This is a genomic window from Methylomonas albis (genome assembly GCF_014850955.1).
Taxonomy (GTDB): Bacteria; Pseudomonadota; Gammaproteobacteria; order Methylococcales; family Methylomonadaceae; genus Methylomonas; species Methylomonas albis.
The window spans coordinates 4,897,905-4,920,797 of the sequence record NZ_JACXSS010000001.1 but is presented as its reverse complement, the minus strand read 5'-3'; the positions used below and the strand labels follow the sequence as shown (position 1 = coordinate 4,920,797).

Here is a 22,893-nt window from a genome sequence, read left to right as displayed (position 1 = left end):
ATTGTTTTGGTTTGCAAGAAAAGGCATGGCGTATTCATTAACTCATTACTGGAAATTGAAGATTGCCAGCTTCGTTTAGCGCTAAAGTTGCTGGAGCGTAGCTTGGCATCGCATTTGCGTGTTGCGGTGCCAGCTCTAGCCATGCATTTAACATAGGCTTACCGGCTCGCATCAATTCGAATAAATCACGGAAAAAACGACTAAAGCCATCACCGTTTCTATTTAAAGTAAATATCAAATTAGCCGTTTTCGGTCCCGGTAGATTAATAGCATTCCGGATAGGCAGCTCGCCATTGGGCGAGGCTAACACTATAATTTTTGCGCCAGTTAGTTGGGCTACTTGTTTTATACCAGCAGAATTTATAGTCCCACGCAACATGCCATTTTCAAGTAAGTCGGCATAAAGGAACAAAACCTCACAACTTGGAATTTTCGTTACTGGCGCAATATTGATATTTTTGAAAAGCTGACTTAAGGCAGCTTTATCATCCTCCAGAAATGGCAAAAAATCGTCGCCAGAAAAATTGCAAAATCCCAAAGTAAGGGGTATTAAGTCTTTGCCATCATCTATTTTTATATCTTTCCCATTGGAAATAGGATGCAAATAAAGAATTTTCCACGGAGTAAAAATAGATCGCCATAGTGCGCTACCTACATCCCTTTCTATCGAACTACTAACACCGCATTGCAGACGGGATGATGTACCGGAATCAACATGGACAACGGACTTTTTACTGCGACACCAATCCAACCGAACTTGAACAAGATGATCACCAGATTCAACTTGAAAATGTTTTGTTTCTCCCGGAGCAATATCACCAACTTTTTCGTTATCGATAAATACAATACAAGGGCGAATAAACACTACTCCGCCATCACGTTCGACCGTAATACTCGTATGGGGGCGCTGTGTGGGGCCAGACCTTAGAGCTTCAGCTCGACGAATGAGACTTTTGTTAAAAACTCGTCTTCCCACAAAAGCGGACACCAGCATAATTAAAAAAAGTATCGCATATACCCGCATATCCATTTGCACCCTTTATCGATTAAATCTAAAGCAACGTAGGATGGATAAGCGCCAGCGCATCCATCACATCAAAATCTAACTTCATTCTAGCTCAAGTTCAACAATCGAATCCGGTTGAGCGTTCCTGCCAGTCAACGTCGTACCATCCGGCCTTGACCGCCTTTTTGAACGAAGAATAGGGCCAATCAATGGGCGATGGCGCCAAGCCATGCTTGACCGGATTGTAATGAATATAATCCATGTGTCGCCGCCAGTCATCTTCGTCGCGAATCTGGTGTTCCCAAAAACGGCGTTGCCAAATATCCCTTTCGCCAGGACGTTTTCCCACCGCGCCAATGCGTTTGGAAACGTATTTTTTGATTTCGCGCCAACGTCCGGAAAAATCCTGGTCGCTGACGGGTAATTGCCAAATACAATGACAATGATCGGGGAGAATTACCATGGCGTCAATTTTGAAAGGCTTTTCCGCCATCACCCGTTTGAACGCGGTTCGCAATAATTCGATATTTTCCGGCAATTCGAAAACGGGACGGCGGCGGTATGTCACCACGGTGAAAAAATAATTGCCGCCCGGTACGAATACTCGCCGGTAGTCGCTCATGTTTGTTTCGGATTTTGGTGGAAGCGCTGGCGCTTATCCACCCTACACTTAGAACAAACTGCGCAGGATGGGTAAGCGTTAAGCGCATCCATCAATTTACTTACAACAACAAACGCCGAATATCGCCCAAATTGGCTTTCAGCGCTTCCATGAAACGCGCGCCTTCGGCACCGTCTATGACGCGGTGGTCGTAAGTAATATCCAGCGGCAGCATCAGCTTAGGATCGAAGCTCGAACCATTCCAGACCGGTTGCACTTTCGAGCGGGTGACGCCCAAAATCGCCACTTCCGGCGCGTTGACGATAGGCGTAAACGCCGTGCCGCCGATGCCTCCCAGGCTGGAGATCGTCATGCAGCCGCCCTGCATGTCGGCAGGTTTCAATTTGCCGGTTCTGGCCAATTCGCTTTTCTCGGCCAGTTCATTGGAAAGCTGAAAAATGCCTTTTTTATCTACGTCGCGGATCACCGGTACCACCAAGCCGTTCGGGGTGTCGACGGCAATGCCGATATGGAAATAATGTTTGAAAATCAGCTTTTCGCCATCCGGAGACAGGGAGCTGTTGAAAGATGGATATTTTTGCATCGCCGCCACCAGCGCCTTCATGATGAAGATCAGACCGGTAACTTTGACGGCATCCTTCGCCAAGCCGGCGTTTACCGACTTACGGAAGTCTTCCATGGCATCGATGGCCACTTCGTCGTGATAGGTCACCAAAGGCAGATTCAGCCAGACGCGAGTCAGATTTTGGCCGGTCAGACGTTTGATTTTGCTGAGCGGTTTTTCCTCGATTTCGCCGAATTGGGTGAAATCGACTGCTGGAATGGCCGGTATGCCTGCGCCGCCGCTGGTTGATCCGCCGGATGCCATCGCTTGTTTGACAAAGCTTTTCACATCGTCTTGCAAGATACGGCCCTTGCGGCCGCTACCGGTTTGGATTTTGCTCAGATCAACGCCCAACTCGCGGGCAAACAGTCTGACGCTGGGCGTGGCGTGCGCTTTGAAACCTTCACTGCTCGCTGCGACAGGCGCAGCAGGCACCGTGACAGGTTGTGCGGGTTCAATTTTTGGGACTTCCACGACCGGTGCCGGAGTTGGTTCAACTGGGGCTGCAGTGGCGGCCGGCGCAGGTTCGACTGGCGCCGCAACAGCTGCCTCACCTACTTCAAGCGTGGCTATCAGTGTGCCCTCGGAGACTTTGTCGCCCGGCTTGATATGGACGGTTTTAATGGTGCCGGCGGCACTGGACGGTAAGTCCATGGTGGCTTTGTCAGTTTCCATCACCGCCAAAGTTTGCTCCACAGTGACCACGTCGCCAGGCTTGATCAGCACTTCGACGATGTCGATTTCAGGGACATTGCCGACGTCGGGGACCTTTATTTCGATTAAAGAACTCATATGTCGCTTTCCGTTAAATCAACCAAGGAGCGGTTGCGTCAGGGTTGATGTTGTATTTGGCAATCGCTACCTCGACCTTGGCGGCATCGAACTCGCCGGCTTGCGCCAGACTGTGCAATGCGGCAACGGTAACGTGGTATCTGTCCACTTCGAAGAAACTACGCAGCTTGGCGCGGGTGTCCGAGCGGCCGAAACCGTCGGTGCCCAGCACCGTATAAGGCCGTTTCATCCATGGGCGAATCTGCTCGGCAAAGGCGCGCATGTAATCGGTAGCGGCAATAATCGGTCCTTTACTATTGTCCAGACAATGCGCGATATGAGTGATACGCGGCTTTTCGGCCGGATGTAACCGGTTCCAACGTTCGCAGGTTTGGCCGTCGCGAGCCAGCTCGGTAAAGCTTGGGCAGCTCCAAATATCGGCGTCCACACCCCAGTCATCGTGCAGCAATTTGGCGGCTTCGATGACTTCGATAAAGATGGTGCCGGAACCCAGCAGTTGCACGCGCGGCTTTTTGCTGTTCGGGCCTTTTTTGAACAAATACATGCCTTTCAGAATGTCGGCCTCCGCGCCTTCCGGCATGGCCGGTTGGTCGTAGTTTTCGTTCATCAAGGTGATGTAATAGAAAATATCTTCCTGTTCGACGAACATCCGGCGCAAGCCGTCCTGGATGATCACCGCTAATTCACAGGCAAAGGTGGGGTCGTAGGAATAGCAGTTTGGCACGGTCGCCGACATCAGATGGCTGTGGCCGTCTTCGTGCTGCAAACCTTCGCCGTTCAAAGTGGTTCTGCCGGCGGTGCCGCCCAGCAGGAAACCGCGGGTACGTTGGTCTGCCGCGGCCCAGATCAAATCGCCGACCCTTTGGAAGCCGAACATCGAGTAATAGATGAAGAATGGAATCATCGGTACGCCGTGGGTGGAATACGCAGTACCGGCCGCAATCCAGTCGCATAGGCCGCCTGCTTCGTTGATACCTTCCTGCAATACCTGGCCGTGCTTATCTTCCTTATAAAACATCAACTGTTCGGCGTCTTGCGGCGTGTAAAGCTGACCTACTTGCGACCAGATACCCAACTGCCGGAACATGCCTTCCATGCCGAAGGTGCGCGATTCGTCCGGGACAATCGGTACTACGCGCTTGCCGATTTGTTTGTCTTTGACCAGGATGTTCAGAATCCGAACAAAAGCCATGGTGGTGGAAATTTCGTGGCCTTCGCCAGTGCCGTCTAGCAACGCTTTGAAAGCGGATAAGGCCGGGATTTCCAATGGGTAAGATTTGGCTCGGCGAGCCGGCAAATAGCCGCCTAAATCGACACGACGCTGACGCAGATAATTCAGTTCGGCAGAGTCTTCCGCGAAACGCAGGTAAGGAAGATTGATCAATTCTTCGTCGCTGACCGGCAATTGATAGCGGTCGCGGATGTATTTGATCGATTCCATGCTCATCTTCTTTTGTTGATGGCTGGTGTTTTGCGCCTGTCCCGAATCCCCCATGCCGTAACCTTTGATGGTTTTGGCCAGAACTACGGTGGGTTGGCCGCTATGGTTGACTGCCGCGTTGAAGGCTGCGAAGACTTTGATCGGGTCGTGGCCGCCGCGATTCAATTCCCATATGTCGCGGTCGGTGTAATCCTTGACTAGTTCCTGCAGTTCGGGTGTATTAAAGAATTTTTCCCGGACGTAAGCGCCGTCCTTGGATTTGAAGGTTTGGTAATCGCCATCGACGCATTCCATCATGCGTTTAACCACCAAACCGTCCTTGTCGCGGGACAGAATGGCGTCCCAACGCCGGCCCCAGATCACTTTGATGACATTCCAGTTGGCGCCGCGGAAGTTGGCTTCCAATTCTTGAATGATTTTGCCGTTGCCGCGTACCGGGCCGTCCAGACGTTGCAGGTTGCAGTTGACGACGAAAATCAGGTTATCCAGCTTTTCGCGGCCGGCCATGCCGATAGCGCCCAGGGTTTCCGGTTCGTCGGTTTCGCCGTCGCCCAGGAAGGCCCAAACTTTACGGCCTTCGGTGTTGGCAAAGCCGCGATTTTGCATGTAGCGCATGAAGCGGGCTTGGTAGATCGCCATAATCGGGCCCAGACCCATCGATACGGTGGGGAATTGCCAGAAGTCCGGCATCAGCCAAGGGTGCGGATAAGACGACAAGCCGTTGCCGCCGACTTCCTGTCTGAAACTATCCATTTGCTCTTCACTCAAACGGCCCAACAAGAAGGCATGAGCATAAGTGCCCGGCGCGGAATGGCCTTGCGAGAAAATCAGGTCGCCGCCGTGTTTATCCGAAGGTGCGTTCCAGAAATGATTTTGACCGACGTCGTACAAGGTGACGGCAGACGCGAAACTGGCGATATGGCCGCCGACGTTGGTGTATTTGTTGGCGCGTAACACCATCATCATGGCGTTCCAACGTACGTAAGAACGGATGGTGCGCTCAATGTCGGTATTACCGGGGAATTTGGGTTGCCGGTCTATCGGGATGGTATTGATATAAGGCGTATTGGCCGAAAACGGAATGTCCATGCCGGCTTGTCTGGCGGTACTGAGCAGGGTTTCAATCAGAAAACTGGCGCGTTCGCCGCCTTCTTTTTCTATTACCGCTTGCAGCGCCTCCATCCATTCTAGGGTTTCAGCAGGATCAATATCGTGTCTGGCGGCAATATCGGTATTGTTGGTCATTACGGAACCTTGGAAAACGTTGGATTAGCTTAAAAAGGATACCCGAAATGACCGGCTTGAGCATATTTTTTTAGCAGCCCACCGCCAGTTAATCGGGCTGCAATCCAGGTAAAACCTGCCAACAGACAAAAACCGAGCGAGTTTGGTTTTTGGAAATAGCTTAATGGTTGCTGTTTGCCTGGAACCGAATTGAATTTGTTGCTTTTCAGCCCTTAAGTACAGGTGGCATTGCAAGCCGACATGCCGTAAAATTTGCGCCAGTACTCATTTTTAAGGAAACCTGATGTGTAATCGAATATTTAAATCCTTGTTTGCTGTGTTTCTTGCTTCTGCAAGTTTAGAGGCTAGTGCCGCGATATTTACATCTCAAGTATTTCATCAAACTCAGGAGAGTGACGGTGAGCTTTTTACCTTTACAATCGAGAACGCACCGCTTGCAGCCTTGGTTGACGGTACCCTGTTGATCCATGCTCGTGGCGATTACAGTGATAATTCCAGTGAGAATATTGAGGTGATGGTTGAGGGGGCGTCGCAAGGTATCGTATCTCCTTCTGACGGCGGTAACATTATCACTAGCTATCACGCCGATGTTGTGGAATGGGACCAAGTGCTTGTGTTAAATGCCGCCGATTTAGTCAGTTGGACTAGCGATCAAAACATTGTTATTAAGCTGGATTTGAGCTCGGACGTGGAATATAGCCTGTTCGCTGGTGGCTTTAATGCCTTGCATCCGCCTTTTGTCGAGGCGACCTTGGTTTATGAAACCTCGGCTGTGCCGTTGCCGGCGGCAACGTGGTTATTCCTGAGCGGTTTAATCGGTATGCTTAGTTACGGCAGGTCGCGCAAAACTATGTGATCCCAACTATCTGCTCACACAAAAAAACCGGCTTAGGCCGGTTTTTTTGTGTGAGCAGATAGTTGCTAAGATTAGTGAATGACGCTATCCGGATGCTGTAAATCTGGCAATATTGGCGTGGTGATATTGTTTAACAGCGCGCCGGTATCGACGCTAAAGCTACCACTAACACTATCGCCGTCGCCGTCGGTCGCCGTAAAGCCAAAGTTTAACGATAAACTCTGGGCGCCAGGGACATTGTATTTTAGGCCCCCTAATTCGAACTTGCCCGCAGTCATTTGGATTACCAATGTATCGTAGCCGTCGACTACGTTGATTGCCGAGGTAAAGCCGTCGCTGGCGGGTGCGGTAACGTTTGCTCTGCTGCCCACTAAGTTGCCGTCTTTAAAGGCCGTCCAGGAAAACCTATCCGGGCCGGATTGATCGACATTGAACTCGTTGAGCTGAACGGCGTTGACCGCCGTCCCGAATTTAAACGTAATCGTCTCGCCTCTATCCAAGGCTGCGTCGTTAACTCCAATGTGGTTTTGGCTTAAAGCAAGATTGTCACCTTCCACCAGCACCGTACCCACAGAAATTTGTCCTGGGGAAACGACGCTGGCGTTGTCAAAAGTTAGAGCAACAGCTGGTGGGGCAGGCATATCCAATATGTCGAATAGCGTTAACTTATAAGCGCCATCCGGAGCGCTGTCGATGGTTGGCGACAACGAAAATACCAGGCGATCTTCAGTTTGAATGTCGGTAAGGTTTATACTTTCATTACCTCTGTCGACAAAAGCATAAAGCTCATCCAATCCATCGTTGTTTGAATCGAATATCTTGATGGTAAGGCTGTCCGATTTGGAGGTTAATCTACCATTCAAGTCCTGCAATCTGACTGCACCCAAACCGTCAAACCCTAGGTCGTAATCGATTAATCCGGTCAATGTGGTGCCTGCAACATCTTTAATGCTGCCATTGCTATTAGCAACGACAGGGCCGTCGTCGAATACACTGGCCGTGAAGCTGGTATTAGCCGTATTGCCATTCAGATCGCTTAACGTTGCGGAAAATGTAAAATCAATAGCAGGCGATTCCTGTGATCCCGTGTTCGCGTGGGTCAAGGCTTGCAATAGAGTGAAGGTATATGTGCCATTGTTAACGGCGACTTGATAAGAGCCGTCGTTGGCGGTCAATGTTTGCGTAGCGCTATCCCAAGTTGCGCCGCTGGCCGACAGCACAACCGATGCTGGGGCTAGGCCATTGATGAGTAATATTCCAGATTCGGTCGGCAACACGTTAGCGCTAGCTTCACTTTCATCCACGATTACATCGCCTGCAACAGCGGCTTGGCCAGGGTTTAAAATCAGTACTTCGGGCACTATTGGGACCAGCGCGATACCGGGACCAGTGGTATCAAAACCATTGGTGACCGGCGCTACCGGATTGAGGTACTCGACGGTAACCGGCACATGGCCTTCGTTACCGGCCCCCGGTGCGCCTCCTGCGCCAGGCGCTCCGCCGGCAGCGGTAGCTTCCGCTATTGCGGTTGGATCGGCGCCGGCCAGTAAGGCCGCCTGAATGTCTTCAGCGCTGAGCCCGGTCGCTGGTGGGGTTTGCGCGGTCTGGGCAACTTCGCCTTGTTCTTGTATAGCCGCGCCCAGTTGCATGCTGTCGTTACCGCCCATGTCAACCAAGGAGCCATTGGCAAGTTGTATCATCACCGTGCTGCCATCGGCAGTGGTCAAGAGATCGGTGGGGTAAACGCGGTCGCCTACCTGCAAAATTCGTTTACTGCCGTCTGCGGCTATTGCGGTGACGGTGCCGGTTACGATTTTAACGATACCGATTTCTTGGGCCATGCTCTGCTCCGGAGATTATTCCAGTTAAATAATGAGATTTAGAGCGCCAATAATAAGCTAATTTCAACAAGCTGACATAGTACCTTGGTCCGAAATTTGCCGAGACGAGTCGTTAGGAGCTGCAAGACAGCATGGAACAGCCGGCGCGCTGCTTAGCCCAGTCGGGCCGTTTAGCGGCAAAACTCTCTTTATCCGGTTGTTCGGCGTACGGATTGCGCAGCACTTCGAGCAATTCCCGCACCAAGGCAAAATCGCCTTGCTCGGCCTGGTCGATTGCCAACTGAGCCAGATAATTACGCAATACGTACCTCGGATTGACCGCGTTCATCGCTGCTCTGCGCTCCAGCGGCAGTCTGCTGTCGCGTTGACTGCGCAGACAATAGGCTTCGAACCAGCGTGTGGCTTGTTCTATGCCGTCGTCTGTCAATGGTTCGTAGCTGGTTTGCTGCAACATAGCCAAAAACTGCGCTAGCGAATCGGCACCAGTGCTTACATCAATATCGGCCAGCTGTCGATAAAACAAGGTCATATCGGTTTCAGCGGTTTGTAAAAGCTGGGTTAGTTCATTGACCAAGGCTTCGTCTTCGCTTGGCTCGAAGCCGATTAAACCCAGCTTGGCCGCCATCATAGCCTGCCAGCCGGCGTCGAAAGTTTCGGTGAAGGCCAATAAGGCTTGTTGCAAGCTTTCCGCGCGCATAATCAAGGGATACAAGGCGTTGGCGAGTTGCACCAAATTCCAATAGGCGATTTTCGCCTGATTGCCGAATCGGTAGCGGCGACCCTGGGCGTCGGTAGTGTTTGGTGTCCAATCCGGGTCGTAGTTTTCCAGCCAACCGTAAGGGCCGTAATCAATGGTTAAACCCAGTATCGACATATTGTCGGTGTTCATCACGCCGTGTACAAAGCCGACTCGCTGCCAGTGCACCACCATCTCGGCGGTTTTGCGGCATACTTCTTTAAACCAATTCAGGTAGACAGGAATCGACGGTTCGCCCAGTTCCGGAAAATCGGTACGGATGGTGTAATCCACCAACTTTTTCAGGGAGTCCAAATCGTCGCGCGCGGTGAAAATTTGAAAACTGCCGAAGCGGGTAAACGACTGTGCGACCCGACAGACCACTGCACCGGCTTCTCTTTGCGGATTACCGTCGTAGAACATATCGCGCACGACTTGCTGGCCAGTCAGGGTCACACTTAAGGCGCGAGTCGTCGGTACGCCGAGATGGTGCATGGCTTCGCTGCACAAAAATTCGCGTACCGATGAGCGTAATACCGCCAAACCGTCGGCGCTGCGTGAGTAAGGCGTCAAGCCGGCGCCCTTTAATTGCAAGGTGTAGCGTTGATTGCGGCTATTAACGACCTCGCCCAGGTTGATGGCCCGGCCATCGCCGAGCTGGCCGGCCCAATGGCCGAATTGATGGCCGCCGTAACACAGCGCATAAGCTTCCATGCCTTTTGCCAGTCGGCTACCGGCGAATACTCGGGCAAAATCCTCCGATTCACAGGTCTCGGCGGATAAGCCCAAGTCGTCGGCCACTTCCTGGGAATAAGCAAGCACCTGCGGCTGTTTCGCCGGCGTGGGTAGTGCCCAGGAATAACAGGCGAAATAAACCTGGCGCCGAAAATTGTCCGGTTCGGGATCACCTGGCAACTCACGGACAAAACGATTGTCGAAGTTCAGATTATCGAGGGCTGAGTTGTCGTTTTCGGTAGGCATGATGACATTCTGTCGGTGGCTAAAAAATTTTCGAATCGCGACTGGAACCGGCTAAGATAAGCCACTAACAGCTGTTTTATCTCAATCAACTTTTCACTCAGGGAATACAAATGAAAAACTTTCTTGCAAAACGCGGACCACGCGCCTTTGGCTTTAGTTCACTGCTGCTGGTCGCAAGCTTGGCGACGACGCAATTGACTGGCTGTTTTACCGTTGGTCAAGAATTCTCGCCGGTCAGAGTGCCGGAAATCAAAGTCGGCCAAACCCGCAAGCAAGATATTACCGAAATGTTCGGTACCCCTTGGCGCACCGGCATGGAAGATGGTAAGCCTACCTGGACTTACGGGATCTACAAATATGCCTTGTTCGGCGGTAACGATTCCCAGGATTTGCTGATTCGCTTTGATGCGCAAGGTGTGGTGCGTTCTTACACCTTTAGCTCTACCCGCAAATAATATTGGTGACCGGTGTTTGCGCGCCGAATTTTAGCGCTTTCGTTAATGCTGGTTTCCAGTGCGGGCCTAGCGAAAAAACTCTATAAATATCAGGATGCCGAAGGCAATTGGTATTTTACCGACCAAGAGCCCGCGGCTAATCAGCCGGCAGAAGTCAGGCAACTAAAAGCCGCCAGCCCAAAACGCGTTTGGCTGGAAAAAACCGCCGATCAACTGCGGCCAAGTTTTTTTGCGCTAAATGCGTATCCTGGGCCTGTCGAACTGGCAGTTGATTGGCGAGAGCGGGAAAATGTCAGCGCCAATCCGGATTTGCCGCGCCGCTTTGTCGTTGAGTCCGGGCAATCCGGCAGCTTGTTTTCGCTTATTCCCAACGAGCGGGCGGGGTCTTACAGCGTTAATCTGCAATACAGCTATGTGATTGGCCGGCCCTTACCGGGCTATGTGAGCCAGACGCTTTACAAGCCACCTTTGTCGGCCGGTGCGCAGTTTCAAATTACCCAAGCTTTTAATGGTCCTTACAGTCATCACGATCAACAAAATCGCTATGCGGTAGACATAATGATGCCGGTCGACACGCCGATTTACGCGGCGCGCGGCGGCATTGTGCTGGAAGTGGAAAACGATTACCTCGGCAATGGCACCAGCCAAACTTATGCTACCAAGGCGAATAGCATCAGGATCTTGCATGAGGACGGTTCCATGGCTGTTTACGCGCATCTGGCCCTGGAAAAGGCTCAGGTCAGTCCGGGAATGCAGGTGGTGACAGGACAGTTGATCGCCTATTCCGGCAATACCGGATTGACGACCGGACCGCATTTGCATTTTGCGGTGCAGATCAATCGCGGCATGGAACTGATTTCCGTACCGTTTCAATTCTCTGACGGCGCGGGGCTGGCCGTGGAGCCGCAACTTGGCTTGTGGTTATACGGACCTAAGCCGGCAATCGGCAACTAGCGAGCGGTTTCGCGCCTAAAAAACCGGAAACAGCCGCGACCGGCGCATTTGGCTTGGTACATGGCATAGTCGGCGTTTTTTATCAGGGTATTCGCATCCAGGCCGTCATCGGGATAGATGGCAATGCCCACACTGGAAGAAATATCCAGCGTGTGATGTTGAATCACAAACGGTTGGTTCAATTTGACCAAGATATTTTCCGCTACCAGTTCGGCGGCTGTGTGCCTGTCCAATTGACTGAGCAAGATTACGAACTCGTCGCCGCCCAAGCGCGACACGGTATCGGTTTCGCGCTTTACGCAGGCCTCCAGTCGATTAGCGACTTCCTTCAACAATAAATCGCCGACATCGTGGCCGAAACTGTCGTTGACGGGCTTGAATTTATCCAGGTCTAGATAAAGCAGGGCAAGCAGTCCGTGTTCGCGTCTTGCTTGGGCGACGGCCTGATGCAGGCGGTCGATCAACAGCGTGCGGTTAGGCAAGTCCGTCAGTGCGTCAAAGTGGGCCAGATGATGAATGTGTTGTTCTATCGCCTTGCGTGCGGTAATGTCCATCATCGTGCCGACATAATGGGTGATCGAGTCATCTGCGCCTTTCACGGCGCTGATGGTTAGCCATTCCGGAAATATATTGCCGTTCTTGCGCCGATTCCAGATTTCACCTTGCCAAACGCCCTTGCTATCGATTGAATTCCACATCTCCGCAAAAAACAGCGTATCGTGCACCCCGGAATTGAGCAAATTCATTTTTTGGCCGATGGCTTCCTCGCTTGAGTAGCCGGTAATTTCGGAAAATGATTTATTCACTTTTACAATCACGGTATCGGCGTCGGTTATCATCATGCCTTCCTGCGATTCGAAAGCAGTCGCGGCAATCCGTAATTCAGTCTCCAGACGCTTGCGTTCGCTTATGTTTTGCGCAAAGGTAAAACTCAGCTCAAAGCCATTGTGAGCGATATAGTGGCAGGTGAGCTCGACGGGAAACGTCGTGCCGTCCTTGCGCCGATGGCGGCTTTCGTGGCTGACGATTTCGCAGTCGCGCAAGCGGTCCCATATACCTGGCCAGGTGCCGGCCAGTAAGTCCGGATCGAATTCCCAAGGCTTCATGCCAACCAATTCTTCCCGCGCATAGCCCAAGGACTGGCAAGCGTAATCATTGACGTAAGTCACCACGCCCTGCGGGTCAAGACAGAAAAAAGCGGTTTTGCTTTTGTCTATCATGGTTTTGGTCAGCCATAACTCGTTTTCGATTTTTTTTAGGTCGGTGATGTCGTCGTATACTCCTAGTACTCCGACGGTTTTGCCATCGCTGTTTCGCAACGGTGCTTTGGAGGTTCGCAGCAGAATCTCCCGGCCATCGGGGGTGGTTTGCGGTTCTTCGTAGGCCAGTTTGGGCAAATTCGAGTGCATCACCAAGCGATCATCGTTGCGGTATATTTCTGCCTGATCTCGCCAGGACAATTGATTATCGGTTTTTCCGAGAATGTCTTCTGCTCCGCTCAAACCGCAATCTCGAGCAAACTGCGAATTGCAACCGAGATAGCGTGATTGCCCGTCTTTCCAAAATACTCGCATGGGTATGGTTTCGATCACCGATTGCAGCAAGCTCCGCGACTCGGCGAGTGCGTTCATCGCTTCGATGCGTTTGGAAATATCGTAGAGCATTACCAGTTGTAACTGACGGCCGGCTCGATCTATTCGGGTTGCGGTGGCCATGACATGTTTATACAGACCGTTTTTGCAACGGATTTTGATTTCCAGAGGTTGAAACTCAAGGTCGCTATTTTCTAAACGTTTTTGCCATTCCGCGTCTATCGTTTCGCGATAGGCTGTGTCAGGGAAGGCTTGCAGACGCCACTCGGACACACTGGGAATATCACTGATTTCGTAACCAAACACCGTGGTAAATTTTGGGTTAAGCATTTGGAGATTGCGTTCTGCATCGAACAGTGCCAACGGGACCGGCAATGCCGTGACGATAGAGCTTAGCTGGACATTGTCCTCTTTCAAGCCGATCAGTTGCTCCAAAAACGCGATGATCATGGCGCAGATCAGCGATGCCACAATCAGCGAAGCGACCAAGCCGGTAATTAGATAATCAAAGCTGATTTGGCCTTTCAGCAGCAAATCCATCACGGTGACAATCGATTCGGTGAGTAGCGTGGCCAGCAAAACCGACATCAGCCAAAGCTGAAATTTACTGATACGCTGTAAACGGCTGAGTAGGGTTTGATTCAAACTGGATTTAAATACTTACGCGGCTGAAAGGCTCAGCCATTTACGGCATATTTTGTGAGCCAAAGCTTACATCTTTGTAAGTCATTGTCAAAATTTTTCCTTGCTCAGCTTTACTTCTGCAACGACTGATGAGCAATCAGGATAAATAGCGTAATGGCACAAAATCCTGCGCCGGCAAAAAACGTAAACTCCGCCCCGTAGCTATCCCACAGTAAACCGGCTGTGACGCTGGCTATCAGCATGGCGATACCGCCTACCAGATTGAAAAAACCGTAAGCGGTGCCGCGGAGGTCGGCTGGCGCGGTGTCGGCAACCATTTTTGCCAGCAAGCCCTGGGTCATGCCCATGTGTATGCCCCACAGCCCCACGCCGGCGAGCACTACCCGCCAATCGGCGCTACTGGCCAATACCAGGTCGGCGGCGATCAGTACTAATAGTCCCCAGGCCAGCAATTTTCGATGCGATATGCTGTCGGAAAGTCTGCCGAACGGGTAAGCCGTAGCCGAATAAACGATGTTCATTGCCACCATTGCCAAAGGTAATAGTGCAATCGGAATGCCGCTTTGTTGGGCGCGCAGCACCAAAAATGCCTCGCTGAAACGCGCCAACGTGAACACTGCGCCGATAATCACTACGCGCCAATAGTCAGCATGTAAGTGTTGCAGATTGGCGCGCTTGATGGGATTACCGTGCTGCGAACGCTGAATATGTTTGGGTTCCTGCACACCAAACAGCAACATCATCACCGACAGCAGACCGGGGATGACCGCTACCCAAAATACCGCCCGAAAATCATTGGCCCAGAGTAGCATCAGCGCCACCGCCAGCAATGGCCCGAGAAAAGAGCCGACCGTATCCAGTGATTGCCGCAAACCGAACGCTGCGCCGCGAATTTCCGGCGGGGTGATGTCCGCTACCAGGGCATCGCGCGGTGCGCCGCGCATACCTTTGCCGACCCGATCCAACAGGCGTGCCGTCAAGACCATGCCGCTGCTGCCGGCGACGGCAAACAAAGGTTTGGTCAGAGCTCCCAGGCTGTAGCCTATCAAGGCCAGGCTTTTGCGCTTACCCAGATAGTCGCTGAGCACGCCGGAAAACACCTTCACGATCAGCGCGGTCGCTTCCGCGGCACCTTCGATTAAACCGATGCTCAGGCTGCTGGCATGCAGGGTGGTGAGCATGAATATCGGCAGCAGGCTGTGGATCATTTCCGAGGAAATATCCATCAACATACTAACAAAGCCCAATGCCCAAACGCCTTTGGGGATTTGTCGCCAGATAGGTTTTGCGCCGGAGTGCGTCATAGAGCCTCTTTTTTTGCCGTTTGGTTAAAGGAAATCGCTGCGTCTAGTTTGCTGTAAAACCTGCCGCCATGGTGGAAATTTATCGTTGTAAGGCAGGAGAGAAGATTGACAATATCCGTTAGCGGTGTAAACGTAAGGCCATATTTTCAACGGGAGGTTTTCATGATGCGCGCCTTATTCTTTTTGGCTTTATTGTTCAGTTCCGGTTTGCAAGCGGCATTGCAGGAGCAAACCGTCAGCTATACCGCCGGCGATACCACGCTAAAGGGCTATCTGGTTTGGGATGACGCGAAGGGCGACAAGCAGCCCGGTGTGTTGGTGGTCCACGAATGGTGGGGCTTGAACGACTACGCCCGGCAACGCGCGAAGATGTTGGCGGAGCTGGGATACACCGCGCTGGCGGTCGATATGTACGGCGACGGCAAATCCAGCGAGCATGCCGCCGAGGCGTCGGCATTCATGAATAACGTGGTGGAACGGGCCGGTGTGTCGCAACTGCGCTTTACGGCAGCGTTGGCCTTTTTACAAAAACAAGCCAGCGTTGATAAGGGCAAGATTGCGGCGATAGGCTATTGTTTCGGCGGCGCGACGGTATTGAATATGGCGCGTTTGGGCACCGATCTGGCGGCGGTGGTGAGTTTTCACGGCACTCTTGCTACGCAAACGCCGGCGCGGACCGGGAAAGTCAAGGCGCGGGTATTGGTGTTGAACGGTGCGGCCGACGAATTTGTCAGTGCCGATAGCGTTACGGCTTTTGAAAAAGAAATGACCCAAGCCGGCGTGGATTACCGTTTCGTCAACTATCCCGGCGCGCGCCACGGGTTTACCAACCCCGATGCCGATAGGTTGGGCAAAGCTAATGATTTGCCCATCGCTTACGACGCCGACGCGGATAAGCAATCCTGGGAAGCCATGCAGCAATTGTTTGGCGAAGTGTTCAAGCAATAACGAATCTAGACTCAATACGGCAGCAGTTAGCGTATAGACCGCGACAAATACGCTGACTGCTCGTTCGACTTTGGCTTGACGTCTTTGGATTTCAATTCCCAACAGGCGTTGAATCAATCTATTTTTGCACTTCACATCGCAATGGGCCGTAAAAATACCTGGCGCATTGACAACAGTCCGACCTAAGCAAGCGACATTCTCCACACGCCCAGAAACATCGGGCAGCAAACTGCCTGTGCCGCACGGCAAGAACGCACATCCCCCTGCCTAGATAAGCTTCCGGTTATGCCGCCATTATCCAATTTCTGACATGCGTACTTGTAAAGTGCGTAAATTTAGGAAATAATAAAAATGAAACGTTTTGTTTTTATTTTATCGGGAACAGCGATGGCGACAGAAACAACCAAAAAACCAAAAGTAGGACGCCCCAAGGCCGGCACGGAAACCGAGCGCAGTGAGTATTTATTGGATAGCGCCTTGACGATATTTATGCGCCAGGGCTACGCCAACGCGAGTATCGCCAAGATTGCTGCAGCGGCCGGCGTCTCGACCCGGACCATTTACGAACGCTACAAAAACAAGGCCGAACTGATGTTAGCCTCGGTGGACCGCTTGGTCGATTCCGATATTTCGGAAATGCAAGGTATCGATAATCTAGCCACGATGTCTTGTCGTGACGGCTTGATCGCGCTCGGCGACACATTGCTGGCTAAAGTGATGCAGCCCGACATGATCTCGTTTTACCGCATGGGCGTTGCCGAGGCGCGGCAATTTCCGGAATTGAGCGATTTGATCGAGAACAGCGGCCCCCAGCGGATTTACCAGATGCTTGCCGAATATTTGAGCGGCCACGACGAGTTAAGCGGCTTATCCGCTACAGATCGTCAGCGCGCGGCGGCCCTGTTCTTGGAAATGTTGGTTGCCGAGCCGAGAAACAAGGCGCTATTCGGTTGCCTAGCGGCCGATTGGGACGCCCGCGCCCACGTTGAATTCGTGGTTAAGGTGTTTTTATTCGGCATTGCCGGCGGGAGTTCTGTATGAGAACGGCCTTATTGACGATCCTGGCCGGCGGCGCCTTGGCCGGCTGCAGTGTGTTTCCCGACTACGTCCGGCCGACCATCGACACCCCGGCGCAATGGCAAGCCAAAGGCACCCAAGCCGCCGGTGCGGCAAAGCGGCTGGACTGGTGGCGCCAGTTCAACGATCCGCTGTTGACCCGCTTGCTGCAGGCCGCCGAACAGGATAACCCGACGCTGGCGCAAGCCGTGGCGAATATCGCGTCGGCGCGCGCCAGCCTGGCCGGCGCGGAGGCGGGGGGCATGCCCAGCCTGACCACCAAAGGCTCTTTCACTCGCTCCAAGGGTGGTACTACCACTGGCACCAGCACGCAAACCACCAGCGCGAGCGGCTCGAGTTTCAATACCGGCATTACCCAAATCCTGTCCGGCAGTCTCGATGCCAGTTGGGAGCTGGATTTGTTCGGCAAATTCGCCTTCAACCGGCAGGCCGAGCAGGCTCGACTGGCCGCGGCCGAATTGAACCTGCATAACGCTAAAGTGAGTTTGGCGGCCGAGGTGGCGAGCGATTATGTGAGTTACCGGGCCTGCCAACTGACGGCGGCCGCCTATCAAAACGCGATCGCTTCGAAACAAGACACCGCGCGCTTGACCGGCGTGCTGGCCGGCGCGGGATTTTCGTCGCCGGCCGACGCGGTATTGGCCGACGCCAGCCTGCATGCCAGCGAATCCAGTCTGATCGCCCAACGCACCGAGTGCGACAACACCGTTAAGGCCTTGGTGGCGTTGACGGGTTTGGCCGAAGCCGATTTGCGCGCTTGGCTGGCGGCTGGCGGCGGCATACCGGTCCCCACGCAATTCCAAGTGGATAGCGTGCCGGCCGATTTACTGACCCAGCGTCCGGATTTAGCCGCCGACGAGCGCAAATTGGCGGCGGCCAGTGCCGACATCGGCAACGCGGTCGCCAAGCGCTATCCCAGCGTTAGCCTGACCGGATCGATCGGCAAACGCAAAACCGAAACCACCGGCTTCACTTTGAGCAGTAACACCTGGTCGATAGGGCCGACCATCACCCTGCCGATCTTCGACGGCGGCGAGTTGCGATCCAAGGTGGATAGCGCCGAAGCCGCTTACGCCGGCGCGCTGGCTACCTACCAGGGCGACATTCGCACTGCGGTCAAGGAAGTTGAACAAGCCTTGGTCAATCTGCACGGCGCCGAGCAACGGGAAAGCGTGGAAGGCCGCAGCGCCGAGCAATATCGCCAGTATTTTCGGGCGGCCGAGCTCAACTGGCGCGCCGGCGGCCTGAGTCTGCTATCGCTGGAGGACGCGCGCGGTCAAATGATCAATCAGGAAATCAGTCACATCACCCAACAACAAAATCGCGTGCAGTATTGGATCGCGTTGTACAAAGCCCTGGGCGGCGGTTGGCGCGCCCAGGACACGCAATTGAGCGCCGGCGACACCCAGCGCGAGGAGTCATTATGAAATTCCATCAAACCATTTCGTTACCGACCTGGCTGGCCGGCATCACCTTGGCCGGTTTAAGCATCGCGATACCGGTCCTGACCAGCGCGCCGGCGCCGGCGGCGGTCGCCGCTAAATCCAAGCCGGTTTTGGCGGTCGAAACGCTGGTGCCGACTAGACAGGATTGGCCGGTGGCTATCAAGGTCAACGGCGCGGTGGCGGCTTGGCAAGAGGCCAAAATCGGCGCCGAAATCGGCAGTTTGCGGATCAAGCAAGTCTTGGTCGATGTCGGCGACCGGGTTAAGCGCGGTCAGGATTTGGCAGTGTTGGCCGACGACACCGTCCTCGCCGAACTGCACAAACAACAAGCGAGCGTCGACAAAAGCCGAGCCAATCTGGCCAAAGCCCAGGCCGACGCTGCCCGCGCTCGCGAAATCCAAGACAGCGGCGCCTTGTCGTCGCAGAAAATCGATGAATATGTGATCGCCGAGCAAACCGCCCGCGCCGATCTGGCCTTGGCGCAAGCGGAGCTGGAAAATCAGCGGATCCGTTTAAGCCAGACGCACATTGTCGCCTCGGACGACGGGGTGATTTCGGCGCGCGGCGCCGGTCTGGGCGATGTGGTCGCGGCCGGGACCGAGTTGTTCCGGCTGGTGCGTCAGGGGCGGGTGGAGTGGCGGGCCGAAGTCAATGCCCAGCAGCTCGCCCAAATCCGCGTCGGCCAAGCGGTGGAATTGAGCTTGCCCGACGGCGGCGGTGTGATCGGCAATGTGCGGATGACCGCGCCGACCGTGGACGACACCACCCGCAACGCGCTGGTTTACGTCGATATTCCGAACGCCGGGGCCAAGCCGGGCATGTATTTGCAAGGCAGCATCGTCGTCGGCGCGCAATCCGCCTTGGTCGTGCCGCAGACCGCATTGGTTTTGCGGGACGGCCGCGATTACTTGTTCGAAATCGCCGAGTTGTCCGGCTCGGCCGAGCAAACCGCCAAACCGGTGATTCAACGTAGCGTCGTCACCGGCCGCCGGGTCGGCGACTGGGTGGAAATCCGCGACGGCATTGGCGGCGATGCCCGCTTGGTCGCTAACGGCGGTGCGTTTTTAAAGGACGGCGACATCGTCAGCGTTACGCCTAACAACTAACGACCGGCGCGCTTATCCGCCACCCTTACACCGGCGCTGCTTAACGCATCGCCATTGATTAGCGCCCCAGTATCGCATCGCGGTCTCGGACGTAGGAGCAAAAATCATGAACTTTTCCGCATGGGCTATCCGCAAACCGGTGCCCAGTTTATTACTGTTCGCGGTGCTGTCCATCTTGGGTGGCCTGGGTTTACAACACTTGGGCAAGCAAAACTTCCCGGACATCGAAGTACCGACCATTACCGTCGCCGCCACCTTGGAAGGCGCGGCGCCGGCGCAGCTGGAAACCGAAGTCGCGCGCAAGATCGAGGACAAGATCGCCGCCATCGGCGGCGTCGAGCACGTACGCACCACAATCACCGACGGCTCGGTATCGATCAAGGTCGAGTTTAACATCGACAAGAATGCCGAAGAGGCCTTGAACCAAGTGCGCAACGCGGTGGATGGTGCCCGCGCCGAACTGCCGTCGGCCATGGCCGCGCCTATCGTCTCCAAGACCACAACGGCCGGTAACGCCATTCTGACGTATGTGGTCAGCGCCGAGAATATGGATGAAACGGCGCTGTCGTGGTTCGTCGATAACGATGTCAGCAAGCGTTTACTAGCGGTCAACGGCGTCGGCAGGGTGACGCGTACCGGCGGGGTCGATCGCGAGGTCCACGTCGATCTCGATCCGGTACGCATGGCCGGCTTGGGCGCGCAGGTCAGCGAAGTGGCGACGCAATTGAAAAAAGTCCAGCAGGATGCATCCGGGGGCCGCGGCGACATCGGCGGCGGCGTGCAGGCGGTGCGGACCTTGGGCCGGGTGGCGACGGCCGGCGAATTGCGCAACCTGGATATTCCGCTCGCCAACGGCAGCCACATCAAACTCGATCAAATTGCGGACATCACCGACACCATCGCCGAACGTTCCACCTACGCGACCCTCGACGGCCGGCCGGTCATCGGCTTCGACATCGTCCGCAACAAAGGCACCAGCGAAGTGACCGTGGCGGAAGCCGTGCGCGCGGCGCTGGCCGAATTCGCCGCCGAGCATCCGCAAGTGAGCATCCGCGAGGCCTTCGACACTGTCCAGCCGGTCGAGGACAACTATACCGGCTCGATGCACTTGCTGTACGAAGGAGCCATTCTGGCCGTGATCGTGGTTTGGTGGTTCTTGCGGGACTGGCGGGCGACACTGGTCGCGGCGGTCGCCTTACCCCTGTCCATCCTGCCGACCTTCGCGGCGATGTGGTACTTCGGTTTTAGTTTGAACATTTTGTCTTTACTGGCCTTGGCGTTGGTGGTGGGGATTTTGGTGGACGATGCCATCGTTGAAATCGAAAACATCGTCCGGCATTTGCGAATGGGCAAAACGCCGCTGCAGGCGGCAATGGACGCCGCCGACGAAATCGGCTTCGCGGTGATCGCCACCACCTTTACCTTGGTGGCGGTGTTCTTGCCGACTGCGTTCATGGGCGGAGTACCCGGCAAATTCTTTCGCCAATTCGGCATGACTGCGGCGGCAGCGGTACTGGCGTCGTTGTTGGTGGCGCGCTTGTTGACGCCGATGATGGCGGCCTATCTGCTGAAGCCGCATCCGGAACGCGACAGCGGCGATAACCCGGTGATGCGGGCCTATCTGCAGGTGGTGGACTGGTGTCTAGGCCATCGCTGGGCGGTCGGCGTTGGCGTGGTGGCGTTCGTGGCCGGTTCGCTGAGCCTGATGCCCTTGCTGCCCAAGGGTTTCGTACCGGCGTCCGACAACAGTCAAACCAAGGTTGCGCTGGAATTGCCGCCGGGCAGCACGCTGGCGCAAACCCGCAACATCGCCGCCGAAGCGGAACGTCGCTTGCGCGAGTTGCCGGACGTCACTCAAGTCTTTAGCGCGGATGGCGTTGGCAGCAGCGGCGGAGGTGGGCCGGACGCTGCTACCACCAACTACGAAGTGCGCAAGGCCTCCTTAACCCTGAGCCTGCGCGACCGCGCCGAACGTCCTTATAAGCAAGCTACGATCGAGGCGGCGATACGCGACAAGCTGGCCGATCTGCCCGGCGTGCGGGTGGCCGTAGGCAGCGGCGGCAGCGGCGAAAAGCTGCAGCTGACCCTGGCCAGCGACGATCCGCAAGCCCTGCGCCGGGCCGCCGATGCGGTCGAACTCGAACTGCGGCAAGTCAGCGGCCTGGGAAACATTACGTCTAGCGCTAGTTTGCAACGTCCGGAGATACAGATTACCCCGGATTTCAATAAAGCCGCCGAATTGGGCGTCACGGTCGAGGCCTTGGCCGAAGTGGTCAGGGTGGCCAGTTACGGCGACTATGCCAACGTGATGGCCAAGCTGAATCTGCCGCAACGGCAAATCCCGATTCGGGTGCGGCTGGCCGAGTCCGTGCGCCACAGCCTCGACGAAATCGGCCAATTGCGGGTGGCAGGACGCGTCGGCAGCGTCAGTCTGGCGACCTTGGCCGACATTCGTCTGGCCGGCGGCTTGCAGCAAATCGACCGCTTGGACCGGATGCGCAACACCACTTTCGAAATCGAGTTGGGCGAGCGGGTGGTAGGCGACGTGTTGGCTGAAGTCATGCAATTGCCGACCATGCAAAACCTGCCGGCCGGGGTGCGCACCATAGAGTCCGGCGACGCACAACGGATGAACGAGCTGTTCGGTAGTTTCGGCGGGGCGATGGCGATTGGCGTGTTGTGTATATACGTGGTGTTGGTGCTGTTGTTCGGCGACTTCAGCCAGCCGGTGACGATACTCGGTGCACTACCTTTATCGCTGGGCGGGGCATTCTTAGCCTTGCTGATGACCGGCGGCAGCTTCGCGATGCCCAGCGTGATCGGGCTGTTGATGCTGATGGGCGTGGTCACCAAAAACTCCATACTGCTGGTCGAATACGCGATGATCGCCCGCCGCGAGCGCGGCATGAGCCGATTCGACGCGGTGATCGATAGTTGCCGTAAGCGGGTGCAACCGATTCTGATGACGACGATCGCGATGGGCGCCGGCATGTTGCCTATCGCCCTGGGCTTGGGTGCCGACCCGAGTTTCCGGGCGCCGATGGCCATTACCGTGATCGGCGGCTTGCTGACCTCTACCGCACTGAGCTTGGTGGTGATTCCGGTGGCCTATACGGCTATTGACGATATTTTGAGTTTTGTCCGCCATATTGTCGGCTTGATCCGGCAACCGCGACATTGGCCGGTCGCGGAGAATGTCGCGGCAAATTCCGGCGAAGCCAGGGCGGACTAGGTGATTGAATA

The 22,893-nt window shown here is 54.6% G+C and carries 16 protein-coding genes; 8 read left to right on the top strand and 8 right to left on the bottom strand.

Translation table 11 applies throughout. The features are described 5' to 3' along the window. Positions 1-37: 37 nt before the first annotated feature. The 4 genes from EBA_RS22150 to aceE all read right to left on the bottom strand — a co-directional run bounded on the left by EBA_RS22150 (position 38) and on the right by aceE (position 5,710). Positions 38-1,030 (bottom strand): hypothetical protein, encoded by a 993-nt coding sequence (locus EBA_RS22150; protein ID WP_192376756.1) that lies wholly within the window; start codon positions 1,028-1,030, stop codon positions 38-40. Positions 1,031-1,124: 94 nt separating this feature from the next. Then, on the bottom strand, positions 1,125-1,628 hold the full coding sequence (locus EBA_RS22145; RefSeq protein WP_192376755.1) for an REP-associated tyrosine transposase: 504 nt from the start codon (positions 1,626-1,628) through the stop codon (positions 1,125-1,127). A gap of 100 nt (positions 1,629-1,728) precedes the next feature. Beyond that, a complete protein-coding gene (locus EBA_RS22140) occupies positions 1,729-3,024 on the bottom strand; it encodes a 2-oxo acid dehydrogenase subunit E2 (protein WP_192376754.1) in 1,296 nt (431 codons plus the stop codon). A gap of 13 nt (positions 3,025-3,037) precedes the next feature. After that, positions 3,038-5,710 carry a pyruvate dehydrogenase (acetyl-transferring), homodimeric type gene (gene aceE, locus EBA_RS22135; protein ID WP_192376753.1) on the bottom strand — a complete coding sequence of 891 codons (2,673 nt, stop codon included), beginning with the start codon at positions 5,708-5,710 and terminating at the stop codon, positions 3,038-3,040. A 283-nt stretch (positions 5,711-5,993) separates the two neighbouring features. Between aceE and EBA_RS22130 the strand changes: the two genes are divergently transcribed. After that, complete coding sequence (locus EBA_RS22130) at positions 5,994-6,566, top strand: VPLPA-CTERM sorting domain-containing protein (RefSeq protein WP_192376752.1); 573 nt, start codon at positions 5,994-5,996, stop codon at positions 6,564-6,566. Positions 6,567-6,637: 71 nt separating this feature from the next. On the opposite strand, the gene EBA_RS22125 is transcribed toward EBA_RS22130, so the two are convergent. Continuing rightward, the gene (locus EBA_RS22125) at positions 6,638-8,407 is read right to left on the bottom strand and encodes a retention module-containing protein (RefSeq protein WP_192376751.1); all 1,770 of its coding nucleotides are present in this window, start codon (positions 8,405-8,407) and stop codon (positions 6,638-6,640) included. Positions 8,408-8,519: 112 nt separating this feature from the next. Further along, positions 8,520-10,124, bottom strand: coding sequence for a protein adenylyltransferase SelO (locus EBA_RS22120; RefSeq protein ID WP_192376750.1), 1,605 nt, complete (start codon positions 10,122-10,124; stop codon positions 8,520-8,522). A gap of 110 nt (positions 10,125-10,234) precedes the next feature. Here EBA_RS22120 and bamE point away from each other — a divergent pair, with 110 nt between their 5' ends. Beyond that, positions 10,235-10,579: an outer membrane protein assembly factor BamE domain-containing protein gene (bamE, locus tag EBA_RS22115; RefSeq protein WP_020484282.1), complete on the top strand. Its 345-nt coding sequence runs from the start codon at positions 10,235-10,237 to the stop codon at positions 10,577-10,579. Positions 10,580-10,624: 45 nt separating this feature from the next. Further along, entirely contained in the window at positions 10,625-11,533 is a 909-nt protein-coding gene (locus EBA_RS22110) for a M23 family metallopeptidase (RefSeq protein ID WP_225616395.1), read from the top strand. Here EBA_RS22110 and EBA_RS22105 read toward each other — a convergent pair. Beyond that, positions 11,530-13,770, bottom strand: coding sequence for a PAS domain S-box protein (locus EBA_RS22105; RefSeq protein ID WP_192376748.1), 2,241 nt, complete (start codon positions 13,768-13,770; stop codon positions 11,530-11,532). The genes EBA_RS22110 and EBA_RS22105 overlap by 4 nt on opposite strands. 110 nt (positions 13,771-13,880) lie before the next feature. Beyond that, complete coding sequence (locus EBA_RS22100) at positions 13,881-15,074, bottom strand: MFS transporter (RefSeq protein ID WP_192376747.1); 1,194 nt, start codon at positions 15,072-15,074, stop codon at positions 13,881-13,883. 162 nt (positions 15,075-15,236) lie between these two features. On the opposite strand from EBA_RS22100, the gene EBA_RS22095 reads away from it, so the two are divergent. The 5 genes from EBA_RS22095 to EBA_RS22075 all read left to right on the top strand — a co-directional run bounded on the left by EBA_RS22095 (position 15,237) and on the right by EBA_RS22075 (position 22,882). Beyond that, complete coding sequence (locus EBA_RS22095; protein WP_223146724.1) at positions 15,237-16,022, top strand: dienelactone hydrolase family protein; 786 nt, start codon at positions 15,237-15,239, stop codon at positions 16,020-16,022. Between the two features lie 387 nt (positions 16,023-16,409). After that, complete coding sequence (locus EBA_RS22090) at positions 16,410-17,063, top strand: TetR/AcrR family transcriptional regulator C-terminal domain-containing protein (protein ID WP_192376746.1); 654 nt, start codon at positions 16,410-16,412, stop codon at positions 17,061-17,063. Beyond that, complete coding sequence (locus tag EBA_RS22085) at positions 17,060-18,526, top strand: efflux transporter outer membrane subunit (RefSeq protein ID WP_192376745.1); 1,467 nt, start codon at positions 17,060-17,062, stop codon at positions 18,524-18,526. The genes EBA_RS22090 and EBA_RS22085 overlap by 4 nt, the downstream gene beginning before the upstream one ends. Beyond that, positions 18,523-19,650, top strand: coding sequence for an efflux RND transporter periplasmic adaptor subunit (locus EBA_RS22080; protein ID WP_192376744.1), 1,128 nt, complete (start codon positions 18,523-18,525; stop codon positions 19,648-19,650). The genes EBA_RS22085 and EBA_RS22080 overlap by 4 nt, the downstream gene beginning before the upstream one ends. Positions 19,651-19,756: 106 nt before the next feature. After that, complete coding sequence (locus EBA_RS22075) at positions 19,757-22,882, top strand: efflux RND transporter permease subunit (RefSeq protein ID WP_192376743.1); 3,126 nt, start codon at positions 19,757-19,759, stop codon at positions 22,880-22,882. Positions 22,883-22,893 lie beyond the last annotated feature (11 nt).

What these genes read in the sequence shown, in the direction of transcription:
- EBA_RS22150 (WP_192376756.1), bottom strand. Translation starts at nt 1,030, where the DNA reads ATGGATATGCGGGTATATGCGATACTTTTTTTAATTATGCTGGTGTCC.
- EBA_RS22145 (WP_192376755.1), bottom strand. Translation starts at nt 1,628, where the DNA reads ATGAGCGACTACCGGCGAGTATTCGTACCGGGCGGCAATTATTTTTTC.
- EBA_RS22140 (WP_192376754.1), bottom strand. Translation starts at nt 3,024, where the DNA reads ATGAGTTCTTTAATCGAAATAAAGGTCCCCGACGTCGGCAATGTCCCT.
- aceE (WP_192376753.1), bottom strand. Translation starts at nt 5,710, where the DNA reads ATGACCAACAATACCGATATTGCCGCCAGACACGATATTGATCCTGCT.
- EBA_RS22130 (WP_192376752.1), top strand. Translation starts at nt 5,994, where the DNA reads ATGTGTAATCGAATATTTAAATCCTTGTTTGCTGTGTTTCTTGCTTCT.
- EBA_RS22125 (WP_192376751.1), bottom strand. Translation starts at nt 8,407, where the DNA reads ATGGCCCAAGAAATCGGTATCGTTAAAATCGTAACCGGCACCGTCACC.
- EBA_RS22120 (WP_192376750.1), bottom strand. Translation starts at nt 10,124, where the DNA reads ATGCCTACCGAAAACGACAACTCAGCCCTCGATAATCTGAACTTCGAC.
- bamE (WP_020484282.1), top strand. Translation starts at nt 10,235, where the DNA reads ATGAAAAACTTTCTTGCAAAACGCGGACCACGCGCCTTTGGCTTTAGT.
- EBA_RS22110 (WP_225616395.1), top strand. Translation starts at nt 10,625, where the DNA reads ATGCTGGTTTCCAGTGCGGGCCTAGCGAAAAAACTCTATAAATATCAG.
- EBA_RS22100 (WP_192376747.1), bottom strand. Translation starts at nt 15,074, where the DNA reads ATGACGCACTCCGGCGCAAAACCTATCTGGCGACAAATCCCCAAAGGC.
- EBA_RS22095 (WP_223146724.1), top strand. Translation starts at nt 15,237, where the DNA reads ATGATGCGCGCCTTATTCTTTTTGGCTTTATTGTTCAGTTCCGGTTTG.
- EBA_RS22090 (WP_192376746.1), top strand. Translation starts at nt 16,410, where the DNA reads ATGGCGACAGAAACAACCAAAAAACCAAAAGTAGGACGCCCCAAGGCC.
- EBA_RS22085 (WP_192376745.1), top strand. Translation starts at nt 17,060, where the DNA reads ATGAGAACGGCCTTATTGACGATCCTGGCCGGCGGCGCCTTGGCCGGC.
- EBA_RS22080 (WP_192376744.1), top strand. Translation starts at nt 18,523, where the DNA reads ATGAAATTCCATCAAACCATTTCGTTACCGACCTGGCTGGCCGGCATC.
- EBA_RS22075 (WP_192376743.1), top strand. Translation starts at nt 19,757, where the DNA reads ATGAACTTTTCCGCATGGGCTATCCGCAAACCGGTGCCCAGTTTATTA.